Genomic DNA, 24,837 nt, shown 5'->3' on the forward strand with positions numbered 1-24,837 from the left:
TGGATCGATGCCGCGGCCCGACACCTCTCCTGCTTGCGGGAGAGGTCGCGCCGAAGGCGCGGGTGAGGGCTCTCTCCTCTCAGGGATTGTCCCATTGCGGAAACACCCTCTCCCCAGCCCTCTCCCGCAAGCGGGCGAGGGAGCGCACCTCCGTTGCAGCAATCAAGCCTGATCTCATGACGCTGCAGATCTCTACGATTGCAGCTTCGGCGCCACTTCACGCGCCACATTGACCAGCGCGGCGATCAGCGGCGTCATCGGATCGCGCTGGGGGATCACGAGGCCGATGCTGTAATTGACCTCGGGATCGACAATCGGAATCGACCGTACCGTATCGGACAGGCCGAGCGTCTCGGCGAGCTTGGCCGGCATCACGCTGGCCCAGCGCCCCGTCTTCACATGCGTGAACAGCACCAAGAGCGAATTCGAGGTCAGCGTCGGCGTCGCCTCCGCGCCGACCGATCGCAACGCGCGGTCGATGATGCGGCGGTTCTGCATGTCGGGCGTCAGCAGGCACAACGGCACCTGCCCGACTTCGGTCCAGGTCACCGTCTCGCGGTCGCCGAACATCGCATCCGGTGCGGTGAGCAGGCGATAGCTCTCATTGTAGAGCGGAATGGTGCGCACCTTGCCGATCGGCTCGTTCTCGATATAGGTCAGCCCTGCATCGACCTCGAGATTTTCGAGCAGCCCCAGCACCTCGGACGAGGTGGTGGACTGGATGCGGAAGCGCACCTCGGGATGCCGGGCGCGAAACGGCGTCGTCAGCGAGGCGACCATGCCGAGCACGGTCGGGATCGCCGCGATACGGATTTCGCCGGAGAGCTGGTGCTTCAGCCCGTTGATCTCGTCGCGCATCGCGCGGGCATCGCCCACGATCCGCCGCGCCCAGTCGAGTGCCCGCTCGCCTTCGGGGGTGAATCCCTGAAAGCGCGAGCCGCGCTGGACCAGCATCACGCCGAGAATCTCCTCGAGCTGCTTCAGCCCGGTCGACATCGTCGGTTGGGTCACGCCGCAGGCCTCGGCAGCGCGTCCGAAATGCCGCTCCTTCGCCAGCGCCAGCAGCAGTTCAAGCTTGTCGATCAACCGGTCGTCCCCTCGGATTCTGTGGTGCATGCAAGCTAGCACGCCCAACCCCTTCCCAACACGCAAAAACCGCCTGCCAGGACGGCCTTAATTGCAATTTGAGATCGAGCGATCGCGCTTGCCAATCGATCTGAATTCGCAATCGCAGCACGGGACAGCTTTATTGATCTTCGAATGATTCCAAATAGTTTCGGAGCAAGAAACGCTCTGGTTGAGAATGAACAATGACAGCGGTTTATGATTGGGACGAAACGCGCGGCGCCGAGATCATCGCCGAACATGCCGGGCAGGAAGGCGCGACGCTCGTCATCCTGCATGCGCTTCAAGAGGCGTTCGGCTACGTGCCGGAGGCCGCCATTCCCACGGTGGCGAAGGCACTCAACTTGTCGCGCGCCGAAGTGCATGGCGTGTTCACGTTCTATCATGATTTCCGCCACAAGCCGGCCGGCCGCCACGTGCTGAAGCTGTGCCGCGCCGAAGCCTGTCAGGCCGCTGGCGGCGATGCGCTGGCCGCGCGGGCGGAGGCGAAGCTTGGCGTCTCGCTCGGCAACACCACGGCCGACGATCGCGTCACGCTGGAGCCGATCTACTGCCTTGGCCTGTGCGCGACTGCGCCATCCGCGATGCTCGACGGCCGCCTCATTGGCCGGCTCGACGAGAAGCGCCTCGATGCACTGGTCGCGGAGGCACAGCGATGAGCATGCGTCTCTACGTCTCACGAGATGCGGGTGCGGTGGCCGTCGGCGCCGATGAGGTCGCCCTGGCGCTGGAGCAGGCCGCCGCCAAGCGCGGCCTTGCCATCGAGATCGTCAGGACCGGCTCGCGCGGGATGTACTGGCTGGAGCCGCTGGTCGAGGTCGCCACGCCCCAGGGCCGCATCGCCTTCGGTCCGGTCACCGAGACCGACGTGCCTTCCCTGCTCGACGCGCTCGCCAGCAACACGCCGCATCTGTTGCGGCTGGGCGCGACCGACGAGATTCCCTGGCTGAAGCGCCAGACCCGCCTCACCTTCGCCCGCTGCGGCGTGATCGATCCGCGCTCGCTCGACGACTATCGCGCCCATGGCGGCTACAAGGGTTTTGAGCGCGCGCTCTCGCTTGGACCTGATGCAATCCTGAACGAAGTCACGGCGTCCGGCCTGCGCGGCCGCGGCGGCGCCGGCTTCCCGACCGGGATCAAGTGGAAGACGGTCGCGCAAGCCAAGGCCGACCGCAAATTCATCGTCTGCAACGCCGACGAAGGCGACAGCGGCACCTTTGCCGACCGCATGATCATGGAAGGCGATCCCTTCCTGGTGATCGAGGGCATGACCATCGCCGGCCTCACCGTCGGCGCGACCAAGGGCTACATCTATATCCGCAGCGAATATCCGCACGCGGTCGAGGCGATGAACGCCGCGATCGCGGCGGCCAGGCGCGGCGGCTATCTCGGCGACAAGATCGGCGGCTCGACCTACAGCTTCGAGCTCGAGGTGCGCGTCGGCGCCGGCGCCTATGTCTGCGGCGAGGAGACCTCGCTGCTGGAGAGCCTCGAAGGCCGCCGCGGCATCGTGCGCGCCAAACCGCCGCTGCCGGCGCATCACGGCCTGTTCGGCAAGCCGACCGTGATCAACAACGTGCTGTCCTTCGCCGCGATCCCCTTCATCCTCGCCGAGGGCGCCAAGGCCTATGCCGATTTCGGCATGGGCCGCTCCCGCGGCACCATGCCGATCCAGCTCGCCGGCAACATCCGCTACGGTGGCCTGTTCGAGACCGCGTTCGGCGTGACGCTTGGCGAGCTCGTCGACGACATCGGCGGCGGCACGTTCACGGGCCGCCCAGTCCGCGCCGTGCAGGTCGGCGGGCCCTTAGGCGCCTACTTCCCCCGTGCCCTGTTCGACACTCAGTTCGACTACGAGGCCTTCGCCGCGCGCGACGGCCTGATCGGCCATGGCGGCATCGTCGTGTTCGACGACAGCGTCGACATGCGGAGGCAAGCGCGTTTCGCGATGGAGTTCTGCGCCGTCGAATCCTGCGGCAAGTGCACGCCGTGCCGGATCGGCTCGACCCGTGGCGTCGAGACCATCGAGAAGATCATCAACGGCGAGCGCGTCCATGAAAACCTCGCGCTGGTCGAGGACCTCTGCAACACCATGAAATTCGGCTCGCTGTGCGCACTCGGCGGCTTCACGCCCTACCCCGTGCTCAGTGCACTGAAGCACTTCCGGGAGGACTTCGTCCCGGCCCCGACCACGCTTCAGGCCGCGGAATAGGAGAACGACAATGTCTCTGATCGAAGAAATCGACTTCGGCACGCCGCGCTCGAAATCCGAAACGATGGTGACGCTGACCATCGACGGCAAGGAAATCTCGGTGCCCGAGGGCACCTCGATCATGCGAGCCGCGATGGACGCTGGTCACCAGATCCCGAAGCTGTGCGCGACCGACATGGTCGACGCGTTCGGCTCCTGCCGGCTCTGTCTCGTCGAGATCGAGGGCCGCGCCGGCACGCCGGCGTCCTGCACCACGCCGGTGATGAACGGCCTCGTCGTGCACACCCAGACCGAGCGGCTGAAGCAGCTGCGCAAGGGCGTGATGGAGCTCTACATCTCCGACCATCCGCTCGACTGCCTCACCTGCGGCGCCAATGGCGACTGCGAATTGCAGGACATGGCCGGCGCCGTCGGCCTGCGCGACGTACGCTACGGCTATGAGGGCGAGAACCACGTCTTCGCCAAGACCGATGGCTGCACCAACGACCACTGGATGCCGAAGGACGAGTCCAACCCGTATTTCACCTACGATCCCTCCAAGTGCATCGTCTGCTCGCGCTGCGTCCGCGCCTGCGAGGAGGTGCAAGGTACCTTCGCGCTGACCATCTCCGGACGCGGCTTCGACAGCCGCGTCTCGCCCGGCATGAGCGAAAGTTTTCTAGGCTCCGAATGCGTCTCCTGCGGCGCCTGCGTGCAGGCCTGCCCGACCGCGACGCTGACGGAAAAGTCCGTGATCGAGATCGGCCAGCCCGAGCACTCCGTCGTCACCACCTGCGCCTATTGCGGCGTCGGCTGCGCCTTCAAGGCGGAGATGCGCGGCGAGGAAGTGGTGCGCATGGTGCCCTATAAGGACGGCAAGGCCAATCGCGGCCATTCCTGCGTCAAGGGCCGCTTCGCCTGGGGCTACACCAACCACAAGGAGCGCATCCTCAAACCGATGATCCGCGAAAGAATCGAGGATCCCTGGAAGGAAGTGTCCTGGGACGAGGCGTTCTCCTTCGCTGCCGCCAAGATGCGCGGCATCCAGAAGAAATACGGCCGCGACGCCATCGGCGGCATCACCTCGTCCCGATGCACCAACGAGGAAACCTATCTGGTGCAGAAGCTGATCCGCGCCGGCTTCGGCAACAACAATGTCGACACCTGCGCCCGCGTCTGCCACTCCCCGACCGGCTATGGCCTCGCCACCACCTTCGGCACCTCCGCCGGCACGCAGGATTTCGACTCGGTCGAGGACACCGACGTCGTCGTCGTCATCGGCGCCAATCCGGCGTCCGCTCACCCGGTGTTCGCCTCGCGCCTGAAGAAGCGGCTGCGCCAGGGCGCCAAGCTGATCGTGATCGATCCGCGCCGCACCGAGATGGTGGAATCGCCGCATGTGAAGGCGCTGCATTTGCCCCTGATGCCCGGCACCAATGTCGCGGTGATGACCGCGCTGGCGCATGTCATCGTCACCGAGGGCCTCGTCAACGAAGCCTTCGTGCGCGAGCGCTGCGACTGGAGCGAGTTCGAGGAATGGGCGGCCTTCGTCGCCCAGCCGAACAACAGCCCGGAAGCCACCGCCATCCTCACCGGCGTCGATCCCAAGGTGCTGCGCGAAGCCGCGCGGACCTACGCCACTGGCGGCAACGGCGCGATCTATTACGGCCTCGGCGTCACCGAGCACAGCCAGGGCTCGACCACCGTGATCGCGATCGCCAACCTTGCGATGGTAACAGGCAATATCGGGCGCCCCGGCGTCGGCGTGAACCCGCTGCGCGGCCAAAACAACGTGCAGGGCTCCTGCGACATGGGCTCGTTCCCGCACGAGCTGCCCGGCTACCGCCACATCTCGGGCGATGCCGTGCGCGACCAGTTCGAGGCGCTGTGGAACGTCAAGCTCAACCCGGAGCCCGGCCTGCGCATCCCCAACATGTTCGATGCCGCGGTCGAAGGCACGTTCATGGGGATCTACGTGCAGGGCGAGGACATCCTCCAGTCCGACCCCAACACCAGCCACGTGGTGGCAGCGCTGTCGGCGATGGAATGCGTGATCGTCCACGACCTCTTCCTGAACGAGACCGCGAACTACGCCCACGTCTTCCTTCCCGGCTCGAGCTTTCTCGAGAAGGATGGCACCTTCACCAATGCCGAGCGGCGCATCCAGCGCGTGCGCAAGGTGATGACGCCAAAGAACGGCCTTGCCGACTGGGAGGTCACCATCGGCCTTGCCAAGGCCATGGGCTTCGAGATGAACTACAGCCACCCCTCCGAGATCATGGACGAGATCGCGGCGCTGACGCCGACCTTCGCTGGCGTCTCCTACGCCAAGCTGGATGAGCTTGGCTCGGTGCAGTGGCCCTGCAACGAGAAGGCGCCCGAGGGCACGCCGGTGATGCATATCGACGGCTTCGTCCGCGGCAAGGGCAAGTTCGTCGTCACCGAATATGTCGCCACCGACGAGCGCACCGGGCCGCGCTATCCGCTACTGCTCACCACGGGCCGCATCCTCAGCCAGTACAATGTCGGCGCGCAGACGCGGCGCACCGACAACGTGGTCTGGCATGCCGAGGATCGCCTCGAGATCCATCCGCACGATGCCGAGCAGCGCGGCGTGCGCGACGGCGACTGGGTGCGGCTGAAGAGCCGCGCTGGCGAGACCACGCTGCGCGCGGAGATCACCGACCGCGTTGCCCCCGGCGTCGTCTACACCACCTTCCACCACCCGGACACGCAGGCGAACGTCATCACCACGGACTATTCGGATTGGGCGACCAACTGCCCGGAATACAAGGTCACGGCGGTGCAGGTCTCGCCCTCGAACGGCCCGTCGGACTGGCAAAAAGCCTATGACGCACAGGCGCGGCAGTCCCGCCGCATCGTGCCGGCCGAAGCTGCGGAGTAACGGCATGCACGTGCCCGTCCAGGCGATCGACCGCGAGATCTGGCGCGACGGCGTCGCGTCCGAAGGAGCACGGCTGATCCCCGAGGAGACGCCGCTGGCGCTGACCTATAATGGCGGCACCTATGCCGTCATGATGGGGACGCCGCAGAACCTGGAGGATTTTGCGATCGGCTTCAGCCTAGACGAAGGCATCATCAAGTCGGTCGATGACATCAAGTCGCTCGAAGTAGTCCGCCTCGACGACGGCATCGAGCTCAGGATGTGGCTTGCCCCGAACGATGCGGCACTCATCAGCGAGCGCCGTCGCCACATCGCAGGTCCCACCGGCTGCGGCATTTGCGGCCTCGAGTCCATCGCCGAAGCCGTGCGGCCTGCGGCGATTGTTCCGGACGGGCAGACCTTCACGCCCGAGCAGGTCATGGCGGCGATGCAGGCCATCGCGCCGCTGCAATCGATCAATCTGCAGACCCGCGCCGTTCACGCCGCCGCATTCTGGTCCCCTACCGGCGGCATCCTCGCGCTGCGCGAGGATGTCGGCCGCCACAACGCGCTCGACAAGCTCGCCGGAGCGCTGGCGCGCAGCCGCACCGATGCCAGCGGCGGCATGGTGCTGCTGACGAGCCGCGTCTCGGTCGAGATGGTGCAGAAGACCGCCGCGATCGGCGCCCCCGTGATGGTCGCCGTATCGGCGCCGACCGCGCTCGCGGTGCGCACTGCGGAAGCCGCCGGCATCACCCTGATCGCCATCGCCCGCCAGGACGGGTTCGAAGTGTTTTCGCATGGTGGCCGGATTATCGCCCGCCATGCCACGGAGGTTGCCGATGTCGCCTGACCGCCTGATCTACATGGCCAACCAGATCGGCAAGTTCTTCCAGAGCCAGGGCCACGACAAGGCCGTGCCTGGGATCGCCGAGCACATCAAGAAGTTCTGGGATCCCCGCATGAAGCGCGCGATCTTCGCCCATCTCGATGCCGGCGGTGCAGGCCTTGCGCCTGACGTCCGCGAAGCCATCACCGCGCTGAAGCGGGCGACGTCCCTTCCAGCAACGCCCTGAACACGCGCCGCACCTCGCTCTGCGTTTCCTTCACCCGCGCCTCCAGCGACGAGAAATCCGGCGCGTCGCCGGCGCGCGCCATCACGCGCAGGAGGTCGGTGCCGGCGGTTTCCGGCTTGAAGCGCTCGCTGACGCAGAGCCGCAGGATCTGCGTCAGGTCGTGATAGAGCCGCGCCGCGGCACGCAATATCTCGGTCTCGGATTGTGCGAGCACGCCGAGCCTGCATGCATTTTCCAGCACCTGCACGGTGCTGACGTCGAGAATCTCCGGCTTGTCGTGGGCATGCACGAGCTGGAGATATTGCGCGATGAAGTCGATGTCGACCATGCCGCCGGCGGCATGCTTGAGATCCCAGCAATCGGCCTCGCCCTTCTCCTGCGCGATCGCGCGCCGCATGTCGGCGACGTCGTTGGCGGTGATGGCGGGATCGCGGCGACGGGTCAGGACATCGCGGATGACGCGCTCGATCCGTCCCCGGAATTCGGGCGAGGCCGACACCACGCGGGCGCGCGTCAGCGCCATGTGCTCCCAGGTCCAGGCCTCATTGGCCTGGTAGTCCGCGAATGAAACGAGACTCGAGGCCACGGGACCGGCGCGCCCGGAGGGACGCAGCCGCATGTCGATCTCGTAGAGCACGCCGTAATTGGTGCGGGTCGTGAAGGCGCTGATCAGGCGCTGTGTGAAGCGAGCGAAGTAGTGCGCGCCCTGAAACGATTTCGGCCCATCAGAGTCCGGGTTCTCGCTGTCGAAATCGTAGAGTAGGATCAGGTCGAGATCGGACGATGCCGTCATCTCGCGGCTGCCGAGCCGGCCCATCGCGATGATCGCGGTCTCCTGCCCCTTGATGCGGCCGTGCTGGGTTGCAAAGCGGTCGGCGACGAGGCCGTGCACAGTGTGCACGATGCCTTCGGCGACGTCTGCAAAGGCCGTGCTCGCCTGCTGCGCCGAGACGGTGCCTGAGAGAATGCGCGTGCCGATCAGGAACAGGCTCTCCTGCCCGAACAGGCGAAGGCGATCGAGGAACTCTTCATAGGAGTCCGCATCTCGCACGGTGGTCGCGAGGCGCCCGGACAATTCCTGCCTGTCGGGCATGGCGCCGAAGAAGCGGGGATCGATCAGGCCGTCCATGAGCTGCGGTTGCCGTGCCAGCATCTCGCCGAGTCGCGGCGCCGCGCCCAGCACCAGCGCCACCAGCGCGACGAGATCGCGGTTCTGGCCGAGCAGCGTGATCAGCCGGCCACCGCGCTGGAGCGCCCCGAGGAAATGATCGAACGCCACGACGGCGCGATCCGGCTCCTCGCCATGGGCAAGACCGTCGATCAGGGCCGGCACGAACTCGACGAAGGCACTTCGCGTCGCCTCATTGCGGAAGACGCGGTAGTCGCCGGTGATCCAGTCTCGCACGGTTTGCGCGACGGCGGCGGGCTTCTTGAAACCGAGCGTCGCCAGGTGCTGGAGCAGGCGCGGATCCTCGGGGCCCGCACCGTAGTCGAGCGCCGGCAGTTTTGCGGTGCCGGTCGGATCGTCGCCCTCGAACAGCTTTTCGTAGTGACCCTGGACGATCTGGAGCTGGTGCAACAGGTCGCGCGCAAAGGCTTCGCGATCCGGATAGCCGAAGAACCACGCGAAGCGCTCGACCGCTTGCTTGTCCTCAGGCAGCGTGTGGGTCTGCTCGTCGGCGATCATCTGGAGGCGATGCTCGAGCCGGCGCAGGAATTCGTAAGCCGTGGTCAGCTCGTCGCGCGCAGCAAGGGTGATCCAGTTGCTGGAGGCGAGCACGTCGAGCGCCCTAAGCGTCGGCCGCACCCGCAATTCCGGATGGCGGCCGCCCGCAATCAGCTGCTGCGTCTGCGCGAAAAACTCGATCTCGCGGATGCCGCCGCGCCCGACCTTGACGTTATGGCCCTCGACCGCGATCTCGCTCTGGCCGCGATAGGTCTGCATCTGGCGCTTCATGTCGTGCACATCGGCAAGCGCGGCGAAGTCGAGATGCTTGCGCCAGACAAAGGGCGCGATCTCTGCCAGAAGCGCCTCGCCCGCCCTGGGATCGCCGGCGCAGGCCCGTGCCTTGATCATCGCGGCGCGCTCCCAGGTGCGCCCTTCCCGCTCGTAGTAATTCAGCGCGGCGTCCCGCGAGATCGCCACCTGCGTCGAGGACGGATCGGGGCGCAGGCGCAGATCGACGCGGAAGACGTAACCATCATAGGTGCGCTGCTGCAGGATGCGCGCCATCCCCTGCGTGACGCGGACGAAGAACGGCTGCGGCTCGATATCGGGCGCGAGGGTCGTGGCATCGGGGTCGAAGAACACGATGAGATCGATATCGCTGGAATAGTTCAGCTCGCCCGCGCCCATCTTGCCCATCGCGAGCACGATCAGTCCGCAGCCCTCTTCGGGCGCCTCGGGATTGGGCGGCGAGAGCTTGCCGCGTGCGGCTTCCTGCCGCAGCAGGTACTGAAGCGCCGCTTGGACCGAGAAAACCGCGACATCGGTCAGCGCCACCGTCACCCGCATCACCGGCCAGACGCCGCCGATGTCGCAAAGCGCGGTCAGCAGTGCTGCCTCCGCCTTCATGCGGCGAAGCAGGCGCATCACCTCGGCTTCATCCGGTGCCGCAAGCACCGCGCCCTTCGCCTCCGCCATCAGCACCGCCAGGTGCACATCGGGATCGCATTCGAGCAGCCTGACCAGACGCGCGGGATCGGCACGCACGAGATCGAACAGATAGGGCGAGAATTCCGCGATGCCGGCCAGGATGTTGCGGGCGAAGGAATTGGCCAGCAGGGATTCGAGACGGGCCGATTGCGCCGGCTCGAGCTCGGCCAGCCAGCTTTCGAAACGTCGTTGGTCGGTTGTGGAAGCGGCAATATGGGGAGCCTCCGCGAAGCGTGCGGCCAGACTCTCACCATGCTTGTCCGCGTTTCCCGGCGCGGAGTGGTTCATGCCACCTTCTGTGGCACATCCTGCATTGGCGGAGCAACCCTGTCGCCGGCCCCCGCGCGCGCCGGGAGGACGAGCATGGCGACGAGGCCGGGATGGGCATCGCCCAAGCGCAATTCGCCGCCGTGCAACGTCGCGACCGCCGAGGCAAGGCTGAGGCCGAGGCCGGATCCCGGCAGCGTGCGGCTGGCCTCCAGCCGCACGAATCGCTCGACGACGTGCTTGCGATCCGCCTCGGGGATTCCCGGACCACGATCGGTGACGCTGAGCAGCACGTGGTCGCCGTCGCGCCTCGCTTCGATCGTGATTTGCCTGGCGTCCATGCTGACCACGGTTCCGGCCGCCTGTGCCGCCGGCTTGCCGTATTTGATCGCGTTCTCGACGAGATTGGCGAGCGCCTGGCTGATCAGTTCGCGATTGGCATGAACCGGCGTCGGCTCGCACTTGACCTTCAAGGTCATGCCGTCGTCCTCGGCGACCGGCTCGTAGAGCTCGTGGATGCCTTCTGCGACCTCTGCGGCATCGAAGTCGTCCATGTTGCCGCGCGCCTGTCCGGATTCTGCACGCGCGATCATCAGAAGCGCGTTGAAGGTCCGGATCAGCCCGTCGGACTCCTCGATGGTCCGCTCCAGCGCGGCGCGATAATCGGCCTCGCAGCCTGATCTCGCCAGCGCCTCCTCGGCGCGGTTGCGCAGCCGCGTCAACGGCGTCTTGAGGTCGTGGGCGATGTTGTCGGAAACCTCCTTCAGGCCGGCCATCAGCGCCTCGATCCGCTCGAGCATGGCGTTGAGGTTCTCGGCGAGGCGATCGATCTCGTCCCCGCTGCGCCCCACGGGCAGGCGCTCGCTGAGATCGCCGGTCATGATCCGCTGCGCCGTGCCGGTCATCGCGTCGATGCGCCTCAGCACCCTGCGCGCGACGAAGATGCCGCCGCCGAGGCCAAGCACGACGACGATCAGGACCGACCATTGCGCCGCCTTGGCAACGATGCCGAACAGGCGCCGCCGCTCGGCGAGGTCACGGCCGATCAGGAGGCGGAAGCCGTTTTCCAATTCGGTGACGCGCACCAGTGCACGATGATCGCGGTCGTCGGCGTCCTCGATCCGCCGGTACGCGGTCTCGGACCAGCCGCGCGTCGCCATCACGCCGGGGGCCAGCGAGCCGACATTGCCGGCGACCGCCTGGCCGGTCGGCGTGGTCACGAGGTAGAGGTTGGCGCCCGGCCGGAGCGCCCGATATTCGATCGTCCGTACGAGGCCGAACATGCCGCGGCGATCGTAGATCTCGTTGATTTCCGAAGTCTCGGAATTGACCGTCTGCGTGATTTCCTCGGTGATCAGCCGCCGTGTATTCCAGGCGAAATAGCCGAGCAGCGAGGCCGCGAACATCGCGAACAGCAGCAGATAGACCAGCGTCAGCCGGAACGCCGTGGTGCGGACGAGTTTACCGAATGCCGTCACGGATCATGTATCCGGCGCCGCGGATCGTATGCAGCAGCGGGCGCTCGAAACCCTTGTCGATCTTGGAGCGGAGCCGCGAAATGTGCACGTCGATCACGTTGGTCTGCGGATCGAAATGATAGTCCCAGACGTTCTCCAAGAGCATGGTGCGCGTGACCACCTGCCCGGCGTGCTTCATGAGGTATTCGAGCAGGCGGAATTCGCGCGGCTGGAGGGTCAGCTCGTCCTTGCCGCGGGCGACGCGATGCGACAGCCGGTCGAGCTCGAGATCACCGACACGATAAAGCGTGTCCTCGGCGGGACCGCCGCGACGGCGCGACAGCACTTCGACGCGGGCCAGGAGCTCGGCGAAGGAATAGGGCTTTGGCAGATAGTCGTCACCGCCGGCACGCAGGCCCTTGATGCGGTCATCGACCTGCCCGAGCGCGGAGAGAATCAGCACCGGCGTCGTGTTGCCCTTGTCGCGCAGTGCGCCGATCAGCGACAGGCCGTCGCGCTTGGGCAGCATGCGGTCGACCACCAGCACGTCGTAATCGCCGCTCTCGGCCATGGCGAGGCCTTCCTCGCCGTCAGCGGCGTGGTCGGCAATGTGCCCGACTTCGCGAAACGCCTTGGCCAGGTAGTCGGCGGATTCGCGGTCGTCTTCGATGATGAGGAGGCGCATCGTGCGTTCGGCGGCGGTCAAGGAGGTCAACCTTCTCTAAACATGGCGCGAGCGGCAATCGCATGCAAGCCGAGCGGGAGAGTCTGGACGCGGGAAAAAGGCGGGCGGTGAAGCTGGGGGGACCTCACCGCCCTAGGCCTTCCGACGGAGGGGGGCGTAATTCCACCGGAAGGTAGATGAGGGAAGCAAACGTTGCGCTGCTTCCCAGAAGGGCACCGGCGGCTGGGGCGACTGATGCCGGCGATGCCCTTCATCTCGTAGGCCTCCTGAGCCTTACCCCTTGGCGAGGGGGATCGCGACGAAGCGCGACTGGCCGCCGCTCTTCACGCGCATCAGGACGCTGTTCTTGTTGTCGGTCCGCGCCGCGTTGATGGCGTCGCGGACTTCGCCGGCGGTGGCAACGCTCTTGCCGCCGACTTCGAGGATCACGTCGCCTTCCTTGAAGCCGCGTTCGGCCGCGGCGCTCTTCGGATCGACTTCGGTGACGACGACGCCTTCCTTGCCGGCGCCGGCCACGGAATTTGCGGGCGCAACGGTCATGCCGAGCTTCGGCACGTCGGTGCCCTTGCTGGCACCCTTGCCGCTGTCCTGATCCGTGTCGGCCTTGGCCTCGACCGTGGTGTTCGGCAGCTGGCCGAGGGTGAGGTTCACGACCTTGTCCTGGCCCTTGTGCAGCACGTTGAGCTTCACGGACGCGCCGGGCGCCATGCCGCCGATGGTGCGGGCGAGCTCACGGGCGTCCTTGACGGATTCGCCGTTGACCGCGGTGATCACGTCGCCGGACTCGATGCCAGCCTTCGCGGCCGGACCGTTGGCCTGCGGCTCCGCCACCAGCGCGCCTTCGGCCTTCTTCATGCCGAGGCTATCGGCGATGTCGGAGGTCACCGGCTGGATCTGCACGCCGATCCAGCCGCGGCTGACCGAGCCCTTGTCCTTGAGCTGCGCGACCACGCTCTTGACGGTGTTGGCCGGAATCGAGAACGCGATGCCGACGCTGCCGCCGGAGGGCGAGTAGATCGCGGTGTTGACGCCCATCACCTCGCCGTTGGTGTCGAAGGCCGGGCCGCCGGAATTGCCCTTGTTCACGGGCGCGTCGATCTGGATGAAATCGTCATAGGGACCGTTGCCGATGTCGCGGCCGCTGGCCGAAACAATGCCCGCGGTCACGGTGCCGCCGAGGCCGAAGGGATTGCCGACCGCGAGCACCCAGTCACCGATCCGCGGCTTGCTGTCGGCGAGCTTGGCGAACGGGAAGTTGGAGCTGCCTTCGACCTTGATCAGCGCGAGGTCGGTGCGCTGGTCGGTGCCGATCACCTTGGCGGTGTAGGTCTTGCCGTCATCAGTGGTGACCTCGACCTTGTCGGCGCCGTCGACGACGTGATTGTTGGTCACGGCATAGCCGTCAGCCGAGATGAAGAAGCCGGAGCCCTGGCCCTGCACGACGCGGCCACGGCCGCCCTTCAGGCCCGGGCCCGGAAAACCATCCGGACCGCCGAAGCGGCGGAAGAAGCGCTCCATCGGCGAACCCGGCTGGAACGGCGAGGACGAATCGTCGCCGTCATCATTGCTCGCAGTCTTCTCCTTCATGTTGACCTTCACCGAGATCACCGACGGCTTCACGCGCTCGACGATGTCGGCGAAACCGATGGGACGCTCGACCTTGCGGACCTCGTTGTTGACCTGCGCATGCGCCGGGCTGGAGAACAGGTCGGCCGGCGAGGTCGACGGGCTGAAGCCATAGACGGCCGCGCCGAGACCGGCGACGACCGAGACCATCAGCGCGAGCTTGCGCGCGGAAAACACCGTCCGGCGCGGCTGCCGGTACGACGGGAGGTTCGAGAGGTCGATACGATCGTTCATGCAGAAATCTCCAGAGCCTTGAAATCCTTTGGTGCCGGATCCCAGCACCTTGCGGACCTGAAGATGGGGGCTCCCGCCTTACCGCGCGCTGGCGGCGGGATTAAACTTTTGTAATGAAGGGACGAGGCGGATGCGGCAGTTTAGCACAGGCCAAAAATTGTGGTCCTACAGGAACTTAATCGAGTTCCCGGGATGATCGCGGAACTGTACTTTGAGGGCCCAACTTGCCCTGACGCTGACGGTGAACTCGCGCAGTTCGCCACGACAGATCGCACCGCGGAATTGCGCGCCTCGCCGTGAAACACGCGGGCCGCGACCGGGAGCTGCGTACCAGGACCCTAGGACGATTTGGCATCATCCGACATCAACGCGGCGAGCCGCGCCTTCTCGTCCGGCGAGAGCGGCGGCGCCGCTAGATCTTCACCCCTTCGCGAGCGGCGGCGGATTTGCAGCCACAGCGCGAGGCCGCCGCCGACCAACAGAAGTGGCGCGAGCAGCCACAACAGGAAGGTCTGTCGCTCGAAGCGCGGCTTCAGCAGCACGAACTCGCCGTATCGCGCCACCAGGAAGTCGAGCACCTGCGCATTGCTGTCGCCGGCCGCGATGCGCTCGCGCACCAGGAGCCGCAAATCGCGTGCCAGCGGCGCATCGGAATCGTCGATCGACTGGTTCTGGCAGACCATGCAGCGAAGCTCGCGCGACAATTCGCGCGCGCGCGATTCCTTGGCTGGGTCCGACATGATCTCGTCGGGCTGGACAGCGTGGGCCGCCGGCAAAGCCAGCAGCATCAACGCGATGAACGCGGTCATCATCCGGCGCATCGGATCATTCCGCGGGCTGGAGGCGCTGCTTGGTCCGCGCCGGCTTCGGCGCGCCGACCCGCAGGCGGCGGTCGGACAGCGACAGCACGCCGCCGAACGCCATCAGCACCGGCCCCCACCAGATCAGGAGGACCAGCGGCTTGTGATAGATGCGCACGGCGATGGCGCCTTCGGCGGTGACGTCGCCGAGCGAAATGTAGAGCTGGCTCGCGCCGCGCGTCAGCAGTGCGGCCTCGGTCGTCGAGGAGCCGCGGGTGGTGAAGCTGCGCTTGGACGGCGTCATGACTCTGATGGCCTCGCCGTCGCGGCTGACGTTGAACTCGGCGATCATCTCGCGGTAATTCGGTCCCTGACGCTGAAACAGGCCGTCGAGCTTCACATCATAGCTGGCGACGTGGGCGACGTCGTTCGGCTTCATCGTCGCGATGTATTCGCTGTTCCAGGTGGTCTCGCAGACGATGCCGATCAGCGCGACGCCGAGGCCGGCATGCGCAAACGCCGTGCCCCAGGCTGATCGTGGCAGGCCGCGCGAGCGGTGCAGCACCGTTGCGAACGGCAGACGAACCAGCCCCGTCCGTTCGACCAGGTCAGTGACGGCGCCGGCAATGACGAAGACGCCAAGCCCGATCGCGAGCGGCGCCAGCGCGCTGCCGCCCCGCACCCAGGACCAGGTGATGGCAACCACGACGAGCCCGGCAACGCCGGCCGCGAGCAGACGCTGTGTCACGCCGAGCAGATCGCCGCGCTTCCACGCCAGCATCGGCCCGAACGGCACCGCAAGCAGCAACAGGGCAAACAGCGGCGCGAAGGTGAGATTGTAGAACGGCGCACCGACCGACATCTTGAAATCGGCGAGCATCTCCATCGCCAGCGGATAGAGCGTGCCGAACAGCACGACCGCGCAGGCGACGGTGAGCAACAAATTGTTCAGCACCAGCGCGCCCTCGCGCGAGATCGGCGCGAACAGGCCGCCCTGCTTCAATGCGGTGGCGCGGCCCGCGAACAGCGACAGGCTGCCGCCGATGAACAGGCACAGGATCAGCAGGATGAACACGCCGCGGGTCGGATCGGTGGCGAAGGCGTGCACCGAGGTGATGACGCCGGAGCGCACCAGGAAGGTGCCTAGCAGCGACAGTGAGAAGGTCAGGATCGAGAGCAGGATGGTCCAGACCTTCAGCGCGTTGCGCTTCTCCATCACGAGGGCCGAATGCAATAGCGCCGTGCCGCCGAGCCACGGCATCAGCGAGGCGTTCTCGACTGGATCCCAGAACCACCAGCCGCCCCAGCCGAGCTCGTAATAGGCCCAATAAGAGCCCATGGCGATGCCGAGCGTCAGGAAGATCCAGGCGACCAGCGTCCATGGCCGGACCCAGCGCGCCCAGGCCGCATCGATCCGGCCCTCCATCAACGCCGCAATGGCAAAGGAGAACGAGATCGAGAAGCCGACATAGCCGAGATAGAGCATCGGCGGATGCACGGCGAGACCGATGTCCTGGAGCACGGGATTGAGATCGCGTCCCTCGATCGGCGGATTGACGATGCGCAGGAACGGATTCGAGGTTGCCAGGATGAAGAGATAGAACGCGCTGGCGATCCAGGCCTGCACGGCCAGCACATGCGCGCGCAGCGACAGCGGCAGATTGTTGCCGAAGCTCGCGACCAATCCGCCGAACAGCGCAAGGATCGACACCCACAGCAGCATCGAGCCTTCATGGTTTCCCCACACGCCGGTGATCTTGTAGAGCAGCGGCTTCATCGAGTGGGAATTCTCGTAGACGTTGGCGACGGAGAAATCCGAGTTCACGTGCAGCATCACCAGCGCCGTAAACGAGGCGCCGACGAACAGCAGCTGCGCCAACGCGGTCGAGCGCGCCACATTCATCAAGGCGGCATCGCGCAGCCGCGCGCCTATCAGCGGCACGATGGACTGGATTAGTGCGAGCCCCAGCGCCAGCACCAGCGCGTAATGTCCGGATTCTGCGATCACCGCACAGCTCCCTGCGGATTGCCCTGCGCAGTCGCCGCCGCGGGTTTGGCGGCGCCAGAAGCTTGAGTGCCGTAATCGTCCTTCCAGTGCCCCTGCTTCTTCAGGGCATCGGCGACGTCCTTGGGCATGTAGGTCTCGTCGTGCTTGGCAAGGACTGTATCGGCCTTGAACACGCCATTGGCGTCGAGCGCGCCTTCGGCGACCACGCCCTGCCCTTCGCGGAACAGGTCGGGCAGGATGCCTTTGTAGGCGACCGGGAGCTTGGCATTGCCGTCGGCGACTTCGAACGTCACCGCGAGATTGTCGCCGCGCTGGAGCGAGCCGGGCTGCACCAAGCCGCCGAGGCGAAACCGCTTGCCCGGCTCGACATGCTTCTCGGCGACCATGGTCGGCGTCGAGAAGAACACGATGGAGTCGCGCAATGCGTTGAGCACCAGCGCGGCGGCGAGCGCGAGCACGGCGAGCGAGCCGCCGATGATGGTCATACGTCGCTGCTTGCGCGTCATGGCGTATCCGTTCTCCGCATCTCTCGTCCCGACATCGTCATCCGCCGAGCCCGAGAGTCCTCAGGCCTTCGTTGAGCTGGCGCAGCCGTTCGGCGTCGCTGGCAACCGCCTGCCGCGCATCAGCCGAGGCTCCCATGGCCTTGTCTCGCTCCCCCATCACGAGATAGGCGCGCACCAAGCGCAGCCACCCCTCGACATCGTCGCCGTTCTGCTTCAGCCGCGTGGCCAGACGATCGACCATGCCGCGCACCATCGCGTTGCGATCGCCTTCGGCCATATCCTTGGAGGCAGCAATCGTCTCATCGGACAACGCCGGCATCGTGCCGCCGCCACCGACTCGCGCGAGCGAGGACTGCACCAGGGCACGCCACGGCGCATCCGCAGGCGCTTTCGCAAGCAGCACGCGCCAGATATTGGCCGCATCGTCCTTGCGGCCGTCCTGCTCGGCGGCGAGGCCCAGGAAGTAGTTCGCCTTGGGATCGTCGGCGTTCAAGGCGTGTGCGCGCTCGAATTCGGCCTTGGCCTCGGCGGTGACCACGCCGCCGGCGGCGGCCGAGATCGCCTCGCCGAGATCGGACCGGCGCTCGGCGCTCTCGCCATTGTAGGTGAGCGAGTTGCGATAGGCGCGCACCGCGTCGTCGAAGCGGCCGAGCCGCTCCAGAACCGGCGCGAGCACGTTCCAGCCGCGCCCGTCGGTCGGATTCTTTTCCAGATGCTGCTCGACCTGTACGACGAGGTTCTCGAGCGACTGCGCCATGCCGGCCCCGCGCTCCCGCTGCGCGAGAGGAAAGTCCTGCAGTCGGGGTGAGCCGAGCGGCATGTAGACGCCGACCGCAACGAGCGGCAAGCCGGCGAGCGCCAGCACGGCCGCCGCACGGCGCCATTTGAGGCTCGACGTCGGCGCCATTGCAGGCTCGCTGCCCGCCGCCGCGAGCAGCCTGCGGCTGATCTCGACGCGCGCGGCCTCGGCCTCCGGCGCCAAGATCAACCCTGCGCTGAGATCACGCTCGATCTCGGCCAATTGGTCCTTGTAGACCGCAACCTCGCTGCCCTGATCCTGCGCGCGGCTGGTGCGGCCAAGCGGCCAGAGCACGGCGAAAATCGCCGCGACCGTCATCAGCGCGAACACGAACCATAACGTCATCTGGCAAGCTTCCGGCAGCGCGCCACCCGCGCCCACAGGTGGCTTTACACCACGGCCGGACGATGCGGCAATTGACAATTGTCAATTCAGCGCGACGGACGCCGTCCCGAAATCGAGGGAATCCAACGGCTTAGTGTATCTCGAAGTCGACACTCCGCGCGGCGTCCTCGCCATGCCCGTTGAAGGCCTTCAGGAAGTATGTTCCCGGCTTGATTGCATCCGGCAATCTGATGCGCAACGCTCCGACCGGAACCCGAGATGCAACCCTCGTGATTGTCTCAGGCAGCGGCCGATCGCTTGCCTTCTCGACCAGCACCACCTTGGCCCCCACCATCAGCCTTTGATACTTGGCCACGATAACGCGGTTCTCGATTTCGATGGAGCTGATAACGGGTTTCATGCGCCCACAAATAGAAATTCCCCGGACTTGCACGGGGACCGTACGGCGCGCAGCCGACAGCGTCAACCATAAATTGTGATCACGAAAATATGCGCTTTGGTCAGCCTGCGCGCGACGATTTGCGCTCGCCTGTGAGCGCGTTTTCCGCGGCCCGACTCATCAGCGAGGCGTAATCGTCGCCGAACAGCACCTGGCAGAAGCGGATCGCAGCCTGCACCTGCTGCTGCCGGTAGGCGCGGACCTTGTGATCGGCGGCGCGCAGCGACTGCACCAGCTGCTCGGTCGACCGTTCCACATATTGCTGGAGGTCGGAATAGGTGCGCAGCGTCACCTCGTTGATCGCAAGCTCGCTCGCATAGTTGCGGCACGTCGCGACGAAATCGATCAGCGCCACGGTTTCCTCGACCTCGGTGTTGTCGATCCGCGCGCCCGGCGGAATGTCTTTCTCGGGGCGCTGGCGCAGGATGCGGCGAACGCGGCCGGGAACGCTGTCGATCTCGGACTGCAGCGCATTGGAAATGTCGGCCCGGATCGAGGTCAACTGCTTGCCCCAGGCGGAGTCGTTGCGCAGGTCGAGCTCGGTGCGCAGGCCGCGCACGCCGTCGTGCAGCGTCTTGAGATTGCCGGCGACGTTGTCGAAATGGCCGCGCTTGATGTCCATGCGAAGGATCGCGGCAACGCAGGACAGATCGTGCAGGGCGATCGTGACGGCGACGCCGTAAGGCGTCGCCGCGACGCGGATCTCGTCGTCGGAGGCGGCAATCTTGATGGCGAGGCGGATGATCTGCCACGGCGCGGTCATCCGCTGCACGACGACCGATAAGGCGAAAGGCAGCATCTGCGGCGTCTGAAGCGCCGGAATATTGAGCGCCGAAGTCACCGAGGCGGTCTGGGAATCCCCGAAGGCCCGCAAAGTGCGCGGCAGCTTCTCGTTCAGCGTCGCGACGGCGTCCCGGACCTGGAGCACCGCACCGATCGAATAGAGGTCCTCGATCACGTTCGGCGGGCCGACACGGGCGAGCGCCCGCGACTTGTCGCCGCCGCCCGGCCCCGTCAACTCGAAGATGGCTTCCGCGGCCACCGTCTGGAGCTTCTGCGCCAGGGCTTCCACCTGCCCTGCACTGTCCGCCGGCATGCGCGACAGCGCCGCCTCGAATTCGTTCACCTTGTCCGGTGCGCCGTCACGGCCGAGCCACTGCCAGATCGGCTGCAGCGAGGAGCGGCGAATCTGGCCGACCCGGATCGGAGTGCCCGCCTCGACCAGGAACGGTTCCAATACCTGGAACAATAGCCGCGACAGATCATCCGTACGTGGCGGCGGAGCCTCGTCGGCCTCGGTCTTGCGAACGATCTTGCGCAGCTGCTCGAGCACGAGGGTTGCCACAGCGGTGTCCTGCCCGCGCTCGAGCGCGCGCTCGAACTCCCGCATCAGCAGCGCCTGCGACTGCGGCGGGAGCTGCGCGAGATATTCCCTCAGCCGCTCGATCGATGTCTGGCTCATGCGCCCGGGTAATGCACGGTAAAATGGCGGACAATGGGATGGGTCCGGCGCGATCATAGGAGGTCGCCACTTAAGAAGCCGTTTAGGAAGTGGGGCCGAATGCCCCCGGCTCCCTCCAGAGGGGATCGACGAGGACGAAAAACCACGTTGAAACAAATGCCTACAGTCCTGGAAGAACCAATTCGGCCCGCAGGCCGCCGATCGGCGCAGCGCCGAGCGATAGCCTGCCGCCATAGAGCGCGGCGAGATCGGTCACGATCGACAAGCCCAGTCCCGATCCGGGCTTGGACTCGTCGAGCCGCTGGCCGCGCCGGGAGACCTGGGCGCGTTCGGCCTCCGACAGGCCGCGACCGTCGTCGTCGACGATGATCCGCAGCCGAGGCCCGGCGCCGGCCTGATCCGGCGTCTCGACCAGAACCTCAATGAAGACGCGCGAGGCCGCCCATTTGCAGGCATTGTCGACGAGATTGCCGACCATCTCCTCCAGATCCTGTCGCTCGCCCCGGAACTTTGCGGATGGGTCGGCCTTGGCCTCGACCACGATGCCGCGGTCGCGATAGATCTTCTCCATGGTCCGCCGCAGCGCCTCGATGGCAGGCGCCACCTCCGTCACGGTCGCGACCACCGAGACCCGCGCCGCAATGCGCGCACGCTCCAGATGATGGGCAACCTGGTCGCGCATCACGTCCGCCTGCTCCATCACCTTGGCGGCGAATAGATCAGACGGATGGGCGCCGGCCTCGTTGACGATAACCGAGAGCGGCGTCTTGATCGCATGGGCGAGATTGCCGACATGGGTGCGCGCGCGCTCGACGATCTCGCGATTGGCCTCGATCAGCGCGTTGGTCTCGCGCGCCAGCGGCGCGATCTCGACCGGGAATTCCCCCTCGAGCCGTTCCGCCCGCCCGGAGCGGATGTCGGCGATCGATTCCGAGATGCGCTTGAGCGGGGCAAGACCGAAGCGGACCTGGAATACGGTCGTGAGCAGCAGCACGATTCCGAGCGCGGTGAAGGTACCGCCGAGATAGTAGTCGAAGCTTCGCGTCTCATCGAAGATCTCGGTGTCGTCCCCGGCGACGCTGACGAGAAATTTGCCGTCGGCGCCGAGATCGACCGGCCGTTCCACCATGCGCAGATTCTGCCCTTCCGGCCCGTCGACATAAGCGAGGCGGATGCCGGCGGCGGTGAGCTCGGCGCCCTGTTCCTCCAGCTTCGGCAGCTTCTTGTCCCAGAGCGAGCGCGAGGAGCGCACCTCCGGCTTCTCGGTGTCGGTGCGGGTGATCTGCCAGTACCAGCCGGACAGCGGCAGCTCGAACAGGGGCTCGCCAAGCGACTGGAACTGGCGGTCCGGCGGCTCGTCGGGGGTCGCGACCTCCGCGATGAGCGTGCGCAGATAGAGATTGAGCCTGCGATCGAAGGCGCGCTCGGTGGCGTTCTTGTAGACCGACGACAGCACCACGCCGGTGATGGCCAGGATCACCACGAGCCAAGCGGTCGCCGACAAGAACAGTCGGTTCGCAAGCGAGCTAGCGGCCATCGGAACGGTCCCGGCAGGGGCTGGAAGTCAGGTCGTCGGACGTCATGACCGGACCAAGGGCCCTGTTCGGCCTCCCGTCAAGCCCGAGAACGCCTCAGGCGCCCGGCGCAGGCGGCGGGGTCAGGAGATAGCCGAGGCCGCGGACGGTCTGGATGATGTCGACGTCGAGCTTCTTGCGGATGCGGCCGACAAAGACCTCGATGGTGTTGGAATCGCGATCGAAGTCCTGATCGTAGAGGTGCTCGACCAGCTCGGTCCGGGAAACGACGCGGCCGGAATGGTGCATCAGGTAGGCCAGAAGCCGATATTCGTGCGAGGTCATCTTGACGGGATTGCCCGACACACTGACCCGTCCGGTTCGGGTGTCGAGCGTGACCGGACCGCAGCTCAGCTCGCTCTGGGCATGGCCGGTCGAGCGGCGCAGCAGCGCGCGGATCCGCGCCAGCACCTCCTCCAGGTGGAACGGCTTTGCAACATAGTCGTCGGCGCCGGCATCGAAGCCCTGCACCTTGTCGCTCCAGCGGTCGCGTGCCGTGAGGATCAGGACCGGCATGGTGCGGCCGTTGCGGCGCCAGGCCTCCAGCACCGAGATGCCGTCCTTCTTCGGCAGGCCGATATCGAGCACCACGGCGTCATACGGCTCGTTGTCGCCGAGATAGTGCCCCTCCTCCCCGTCGAAGGCCCGGTCGACGACGTAGCCGGCGTCGGTCAGCGCCTTGGTGAGCTGGCGATTGAGATCGGGGTCGTCCTCAACAACGAGCAGGCGCACGCTTCTCTCCAGACATAGACCGCATGAACACCGCTCTAGATGAGCAATTCCGGCGTGAACCGAATATGAACGCCAGGAACCCGGCCGCCTTACTTTTTGGTCATATACGATTTCTCATGCACTGATGCGAGTGCGCCCGCCGCGCAGCCGGACGAGCCGGAGGCATGGCGGGCGCAATGACCGCGTGACGCGGCTAGTTGGCCGGTTCGGGCCGTCAGGTTCGGAAGAACACGAACCAGACGACGGCAAGGATCAGGATCGCAAGCCCGGTGGAGATGGCGAGAAGCGCCGCCACCGAAGGCCCGGGTTCACCCTGGCGCGCCTCGGTCGGAGTTTCCACGATCCGGTTCTGCTCTCGCGTGGTTGCCATGGTGACCTCAATCTCTGGACGTCGCCTTCGATAGCCGCGACCTCCTCGCAGCCGATGTCCCGAGCCAACGCGTGATGGGATACGATGTTCCGGCTTTTGCCCTCTCAGGCAGCAACTACGGGGCCCCCGTGTCCGGTTAACGCAGTTGCAAGATTCAGCAACCCGCCTTGCTATGATTCGTTGTTCCCCAGTGGTATCCTGATCGTCTGTCCCCGTTGCGTTTGGAGTAGCCCATGGCCCCCCGCGCCAATTGGAAGGGTTTTCTGCGTCTGTCGCTCGTGACCTGCCCGGTCGCGCTCTATCCGGCCACTTCGGATACCGAGAAGGTCTCGTTCAACCAGATCAACCGCAAGACCGGCCACCGCATCAAGTACCTCAAGGTCGACGCCGAGACCGGCGACGAGGTGACCTCCGAGGACATCGTCAAGGGCTACAAGGTCGACACCGACACCTATATCGAGGTCACCAAGGACGAGCTCGACGAGATCGCGCTGGACTCCACGCACACGATCGAGATCGACGAGTTCGTGCCCAAGACCGACATCGACAACCGCTACCTGATCCGCCCCTATTATCTCGTGCCCGACGGCAAGGTCGGCCATGACGCCTATGCCGTGATCCGCGAGACCATCCGCAGCATGGACAAGGTCGCGATCGGCCGCGTGGTGCTGACCAACCGCGAGCACATCATCGCGCTGGAGCCGCTCGAGAGCGGGCTGATGGGCACGCTGCTGCGCTACCCCTACGAGGTCCGCAGCGAAAACGAATATTTCGACGACATCCAGGACGTGAAGCTGACGAAGGACATGCTCGACCTGGCAAAACACATCGTCGAGAAGAAGTCCGGCGCGTTCGAGCCCGAGCTGTTCGAGGATCATTACGAGACCGCGCTGATCGATCTCATCAACAAGAAGCGTAGCGGGATGCCGATCACCGCGAAGGCCGCACCGAAGACGGGCGGCAACGTCATCAACCTGATGGACGCGCTGAAGAAGAGCCTCGCGAGCGAGAAGGAGGCGGCGCCTGCGGCGAAGGTCGCCAAGGAGATCGCCAAGGGCAAGAAGCCGAAGAAGCGCGTCGAGGGCCAGCGCGAGATGCTGCTGCCGATATCAGGCAAGGGCGGCAAGGACGCCGCGGCGAAGACCGCGCCCAAGGAGGCCACGAAGAAGGCCGACAAGCCAGCGCGGGCTCCGGCGCGGGCGAAGAAGGCCAGCTAGCAGCATCACACCCCGCGATCGCGCCGTGATGTCTCTCCTCGCCGATCGGCCGGCCTGACATGCCCTGGTCGACGGCGTTCGACGACCCCGTTCGCGTAGGCAACAAGCGCGAGCTGCTCACGCTTCAGGAGGCTGCGGACTACATCATGCAGCTGCCCGACGACGCCCAGCACGAGGCGCACTGGCAGACCGCCATCGAGACTTTGATCAATGCGGCCGAGACCGGCGGCGGCTGGGTGATGTTCGCCCGCATCGCCATGTTACGGGCGCTGAATGCGGACGGCCGGCGCGGATGAGCGCGATGGAGATGTCCTTGCCGGGCCCATTGACGAACAGGCTCAACAATCGGTTAAGCGGCCGCACGATCACGCCTTGACGGGCACT

21 protein-coding genes are annotated in these 24,837 nt (G+C 65.9%); 7 read left to right on the forward strand and 14 right to left on the reverse strand.

The genetic code is table 11. From position 1 onward, the window contains the following. Positions 1-192: 192 nt before the first annotated feature. The gene (locus tag YU9_RS0106270; RefSeq protein WP_027572019.1) at positions 193-1,086 is read right to left on the reverse strand and encodes a LysR family transcriptional regulator; all 894 of its coding nucleotides are present in this window, start codon (positions 1,084-1,086) and stop codon (positions 193-195) included. A gap of 224 nt (positions 1,087-1,310) precedes the next feature. Between YU9_RS0106270 and YU9_RS0106275 the strand changes: the two genes are divergently transcribed. From YU9_RS0106275 to YU9_RS0106295, 5 genes are read left to right on the forward strand one after another with little or no spacing between them, the layout of a single operon-like run. Next, positions 1,311-1,784 (forward strand): formate dehydrogenase subunit gamma, encoded by a 474-nt coding sequence (locus YU9_RS0106275; protein ID WP_027572020.1) that lies wholly within the window; start codon positions 1,311-1,313, stop codon positions 1,782-1,784. Next, positions 1,781-3,337 (forward strand): NADH-quinone oxidoreductase subunit NuoF, encoded by a 1,557-nt coding sequence (locus YU9_RS0106280; protein ID WP_027572021.1) that lies wholly within the window; start codon positions 1,781-1,783, stop codon positions 3,335-3,337. Before YU9_RS0106275 ends, YU9_RS0106280 begins: the two co-directional genes overlap by 4 nt. A gap of 10 nt (positions 3,338-3,347) precedes the next feature. Continuing rightward, positions 3,348-6,221: a formate dehydrogenase subunit alpha gene (gene fdhF / locus YU9_RS0106285; protein WP_027572022.1), complete on the forward strand. Its 2,874-nt coding sequence runs from the start codon at positions 3,348-3,350 to the stop codon at positions 6,219-6,221. Positions 6,222-6,225: 4 nt separating this feature from the next. Further along, positions 6,226-7,053, forward strand: coding sequence for a formate dehydrogenase accessory sulfurtransferase FdhD (gene fdhD, locus YU9_RS0106290; RefSeq protein WP_027572023.1), 828 nt, complete (start codon positions 6,226-6,228; stop codon positions 7,051-7,053). Further along, entirely contained in the window at positions 7,043-7,276 is a 234-nt protein-coding gene (locus YU9_RS0106295) for a formate dehydrogenase subunit delta (protein WP_027572024.1), read from the forward strand. The genes fdhD and YU9_RS0106295 overlap by 11 nt, the downstream gene beginning before the upstream one ends. Here YU9_RS0106295 and YU9_RS0106300 read toward each other — a convergent pair. From YU9_RS0106300 to YU9_RS48890, 13 genes are all read right to left on the reverse strand, one after another. Then, the gene (locus YU9_RS0106300) at positions 7,233-10,220 is read right to left on the reverse strand and encodes a bifunctional [glutamine synthetase] adenylyltransferase/[glutamine synthetase]-adenylyl-L-tyrosine phosphorylase (protein ID WP_027572025.1); all 2,988 of its coding nucleotides are present in this window, start codon (positions 10,218-10,220) and stop codon (positions 7,233-7,235) included. The two genes, YU9_RS0106295 and YU9_RS0106300, sit on opposite strands and share 44 nt — an antisense overlap. Then, on the reverse strand, positions 10,217-11,677 hold the full coding sequence (locus YU9_RS0106305; RefSeq protein WP_027572026.1) for a HAMP domain-containing sensor histidine kinase: 1,461 nt from the start codon (positions 11,675-11,677) through the stop codon (positions 10,217-10,219). The genes YU9_RS0106300 and YU9_RS0106305 overlap by 4 nt, the downstream gene beginning before the upstream one ends. Beyond that, complete coding sequence (locus tag YU9_RS0106310; RefSeq protein WP_035676010.1) at positions 11,661-12,341, reverse strand: response regulator transcription factor; 681 nt, start codon at positions 12,339-12,341, stop codon at positions 11,661-11,663. Before YU9_RS0106310 ends, YU9_RS0106305 begins: the two co-directional genes overlap by 17 nt. 273 nt (positions 12,342-12,614) lie before the next feature. Further along, positions 12,615-14,201, reverse strand: a complete 1,587-nt coding sequence (locus tag YU9_RS0106315) for a Do family serine endopeptidase (RefSeq protein ID WP_027572028.1) — start codon at positions 14,199-14,201, stop codon at positions 12,615-12,617. Positions 14,202-14,539: 338 nt separating this feature from the next. Further along, entirely contained in the window at positions 14,540-15,022 is a 483-nt protein-coding gene (locus YU9_RS0106325; RefSeq protein ID WP_027572029.1) for a cytochrome c-type biogenesis protein, read from the reverse strand. A 4-nt stretch (positions 15,023-15,026) separates the two neighbouring features. Next, positions 15,027-17,009, reverse strand: coding sequence for a heme lyase CcmF/NrfE family subunit (locus tag YU9_RS0106330; RefSeq protein WP_027572030.1), 1,983 nt, complete (start codon positions 17,007-17,009; stop codon positions 15,027-15,029). After that, a complete protein-coding gene (gene ccmE / locus YU9_RS0106335; protein ID WP_027572031.1) occupies positions 17,006-17,515 on the reverse strand; it encodes a cytochrome c maturation protein CcmE in 510 nt (169 codons plus the stop codon). Before ccmE ends, YU9_RS0106330 begins: the two co-directional genes overlap by 4 nt. Positions 17,516-17,552: 37 nt before the next feature. Next, positions 17,553-18,659: a c-type cytochrome biogenesis protein CcmI gene (gene ccmI / locus YU9_RS0106340; protein WP_027572032.1), complete on the reverse strand. Its 1,107-nt coding sequence runs from the start codon at positions 18,657-18,659 to the stop codon at positions 17,553-17,555. Between the two features lie 130 nt (positions 18,660-18,789). Further along, positions 18,790-19,059: a hypothetical protein gene (locus YU9_RS0106345; protein WP_027572033.1), complete on the reverse strand. Its 270-nt coding sequence runs from the start codon at positions 19,057-19,059 to the stop codon at positions 18,790-18,792. Positions 19,060-19,159: 100 nt separating this feature from the next. Beyond that, positions 19,160-20,560 (reverse strand): hypothetical protein, encoded by a 1,401-nt coding sequence (locus YU9_RS0106350; RefSeq protein ID WP_027572034.1) that lies wholly within the window; start codon positions 20,558-20,560, stop codon positions 19,160-19,162. 160 nt (positions 20,561-20,720) lie between these two features. Further along, complete coding sequence (locus tag YU9_RS0106355) at positions 20,721-22,097, reverse strand: sensor histidine kinase (protein ID WP_027572035.1); 1,377 nt, start codon at positions 22,095-22,097, stop codon at positions 20,721-20,723. A 94-nt stretch (positions 22,098-22,191) separates the two neighbouring features. Beyond that, positions 22,192-22,866, reverse strand: coding sequence for a response regulator transcription factor (locus tag YU9_RS0106360; RefSeq protein ID WP_011085905.1), 675 nt, complete (start codon positions 22,864-22,866; stop codon positions 22,192-22,194). Between the two features lie 214 nt (positions 22,867-23,080). After that, positions 23,081-23,236: a hypothetical protein gene (locus tag YU9_RS48890; protein ID WP_162832009.1), complete on the reverse strand. Its 156-nt coding sequence runs from the start codon at positions 23,234-23,236 to the stop codon at positions 23,081-23,083. A 233-nt stretch (positions 23,237-23,469) separates the two neighbouring features. On the opposite strand from YU9_RS48890, the gene YU9_RS0106370 reads away from it, so the two are divergent. Then, positions 23,470-24,453, forward strand: coding sequence for a Ku protein (locus YU9_RS0106370; RefSeq protein ID WP_027572036.1), 984 nt, complete (start codon positions 23,470-23,472; stop codon positions 24,451-24,453). A gap of 59 nt (positions 24,454-24,512) precedes the next feature. Beyond that, positions 24,513-24,749 carry a hypothetical protein gene (locus YU9_RS0106375; protein WP_027572037.1) on the forward strand — a complete coding sequence of 79 codons (237 nt, stop codon included), beginning with the start codon at positions 24,513-24,515 and terminating at the stop codon, positions 24,747-24,749. The last annotated feature ends 88 nt before the right edge of the window (positions 24,750-24,837 follow it).

The organism is Bradyrhizobium sp. WSM1743, from assembly GCF_000473065.1.
In the GTDB taxonomy this organism is placed as follows: Bacteria; Pseudomonadota; Alphaproteobacteria; order Rhizobiales; family Xanthobacteraceae; genus Bradyrhizobium.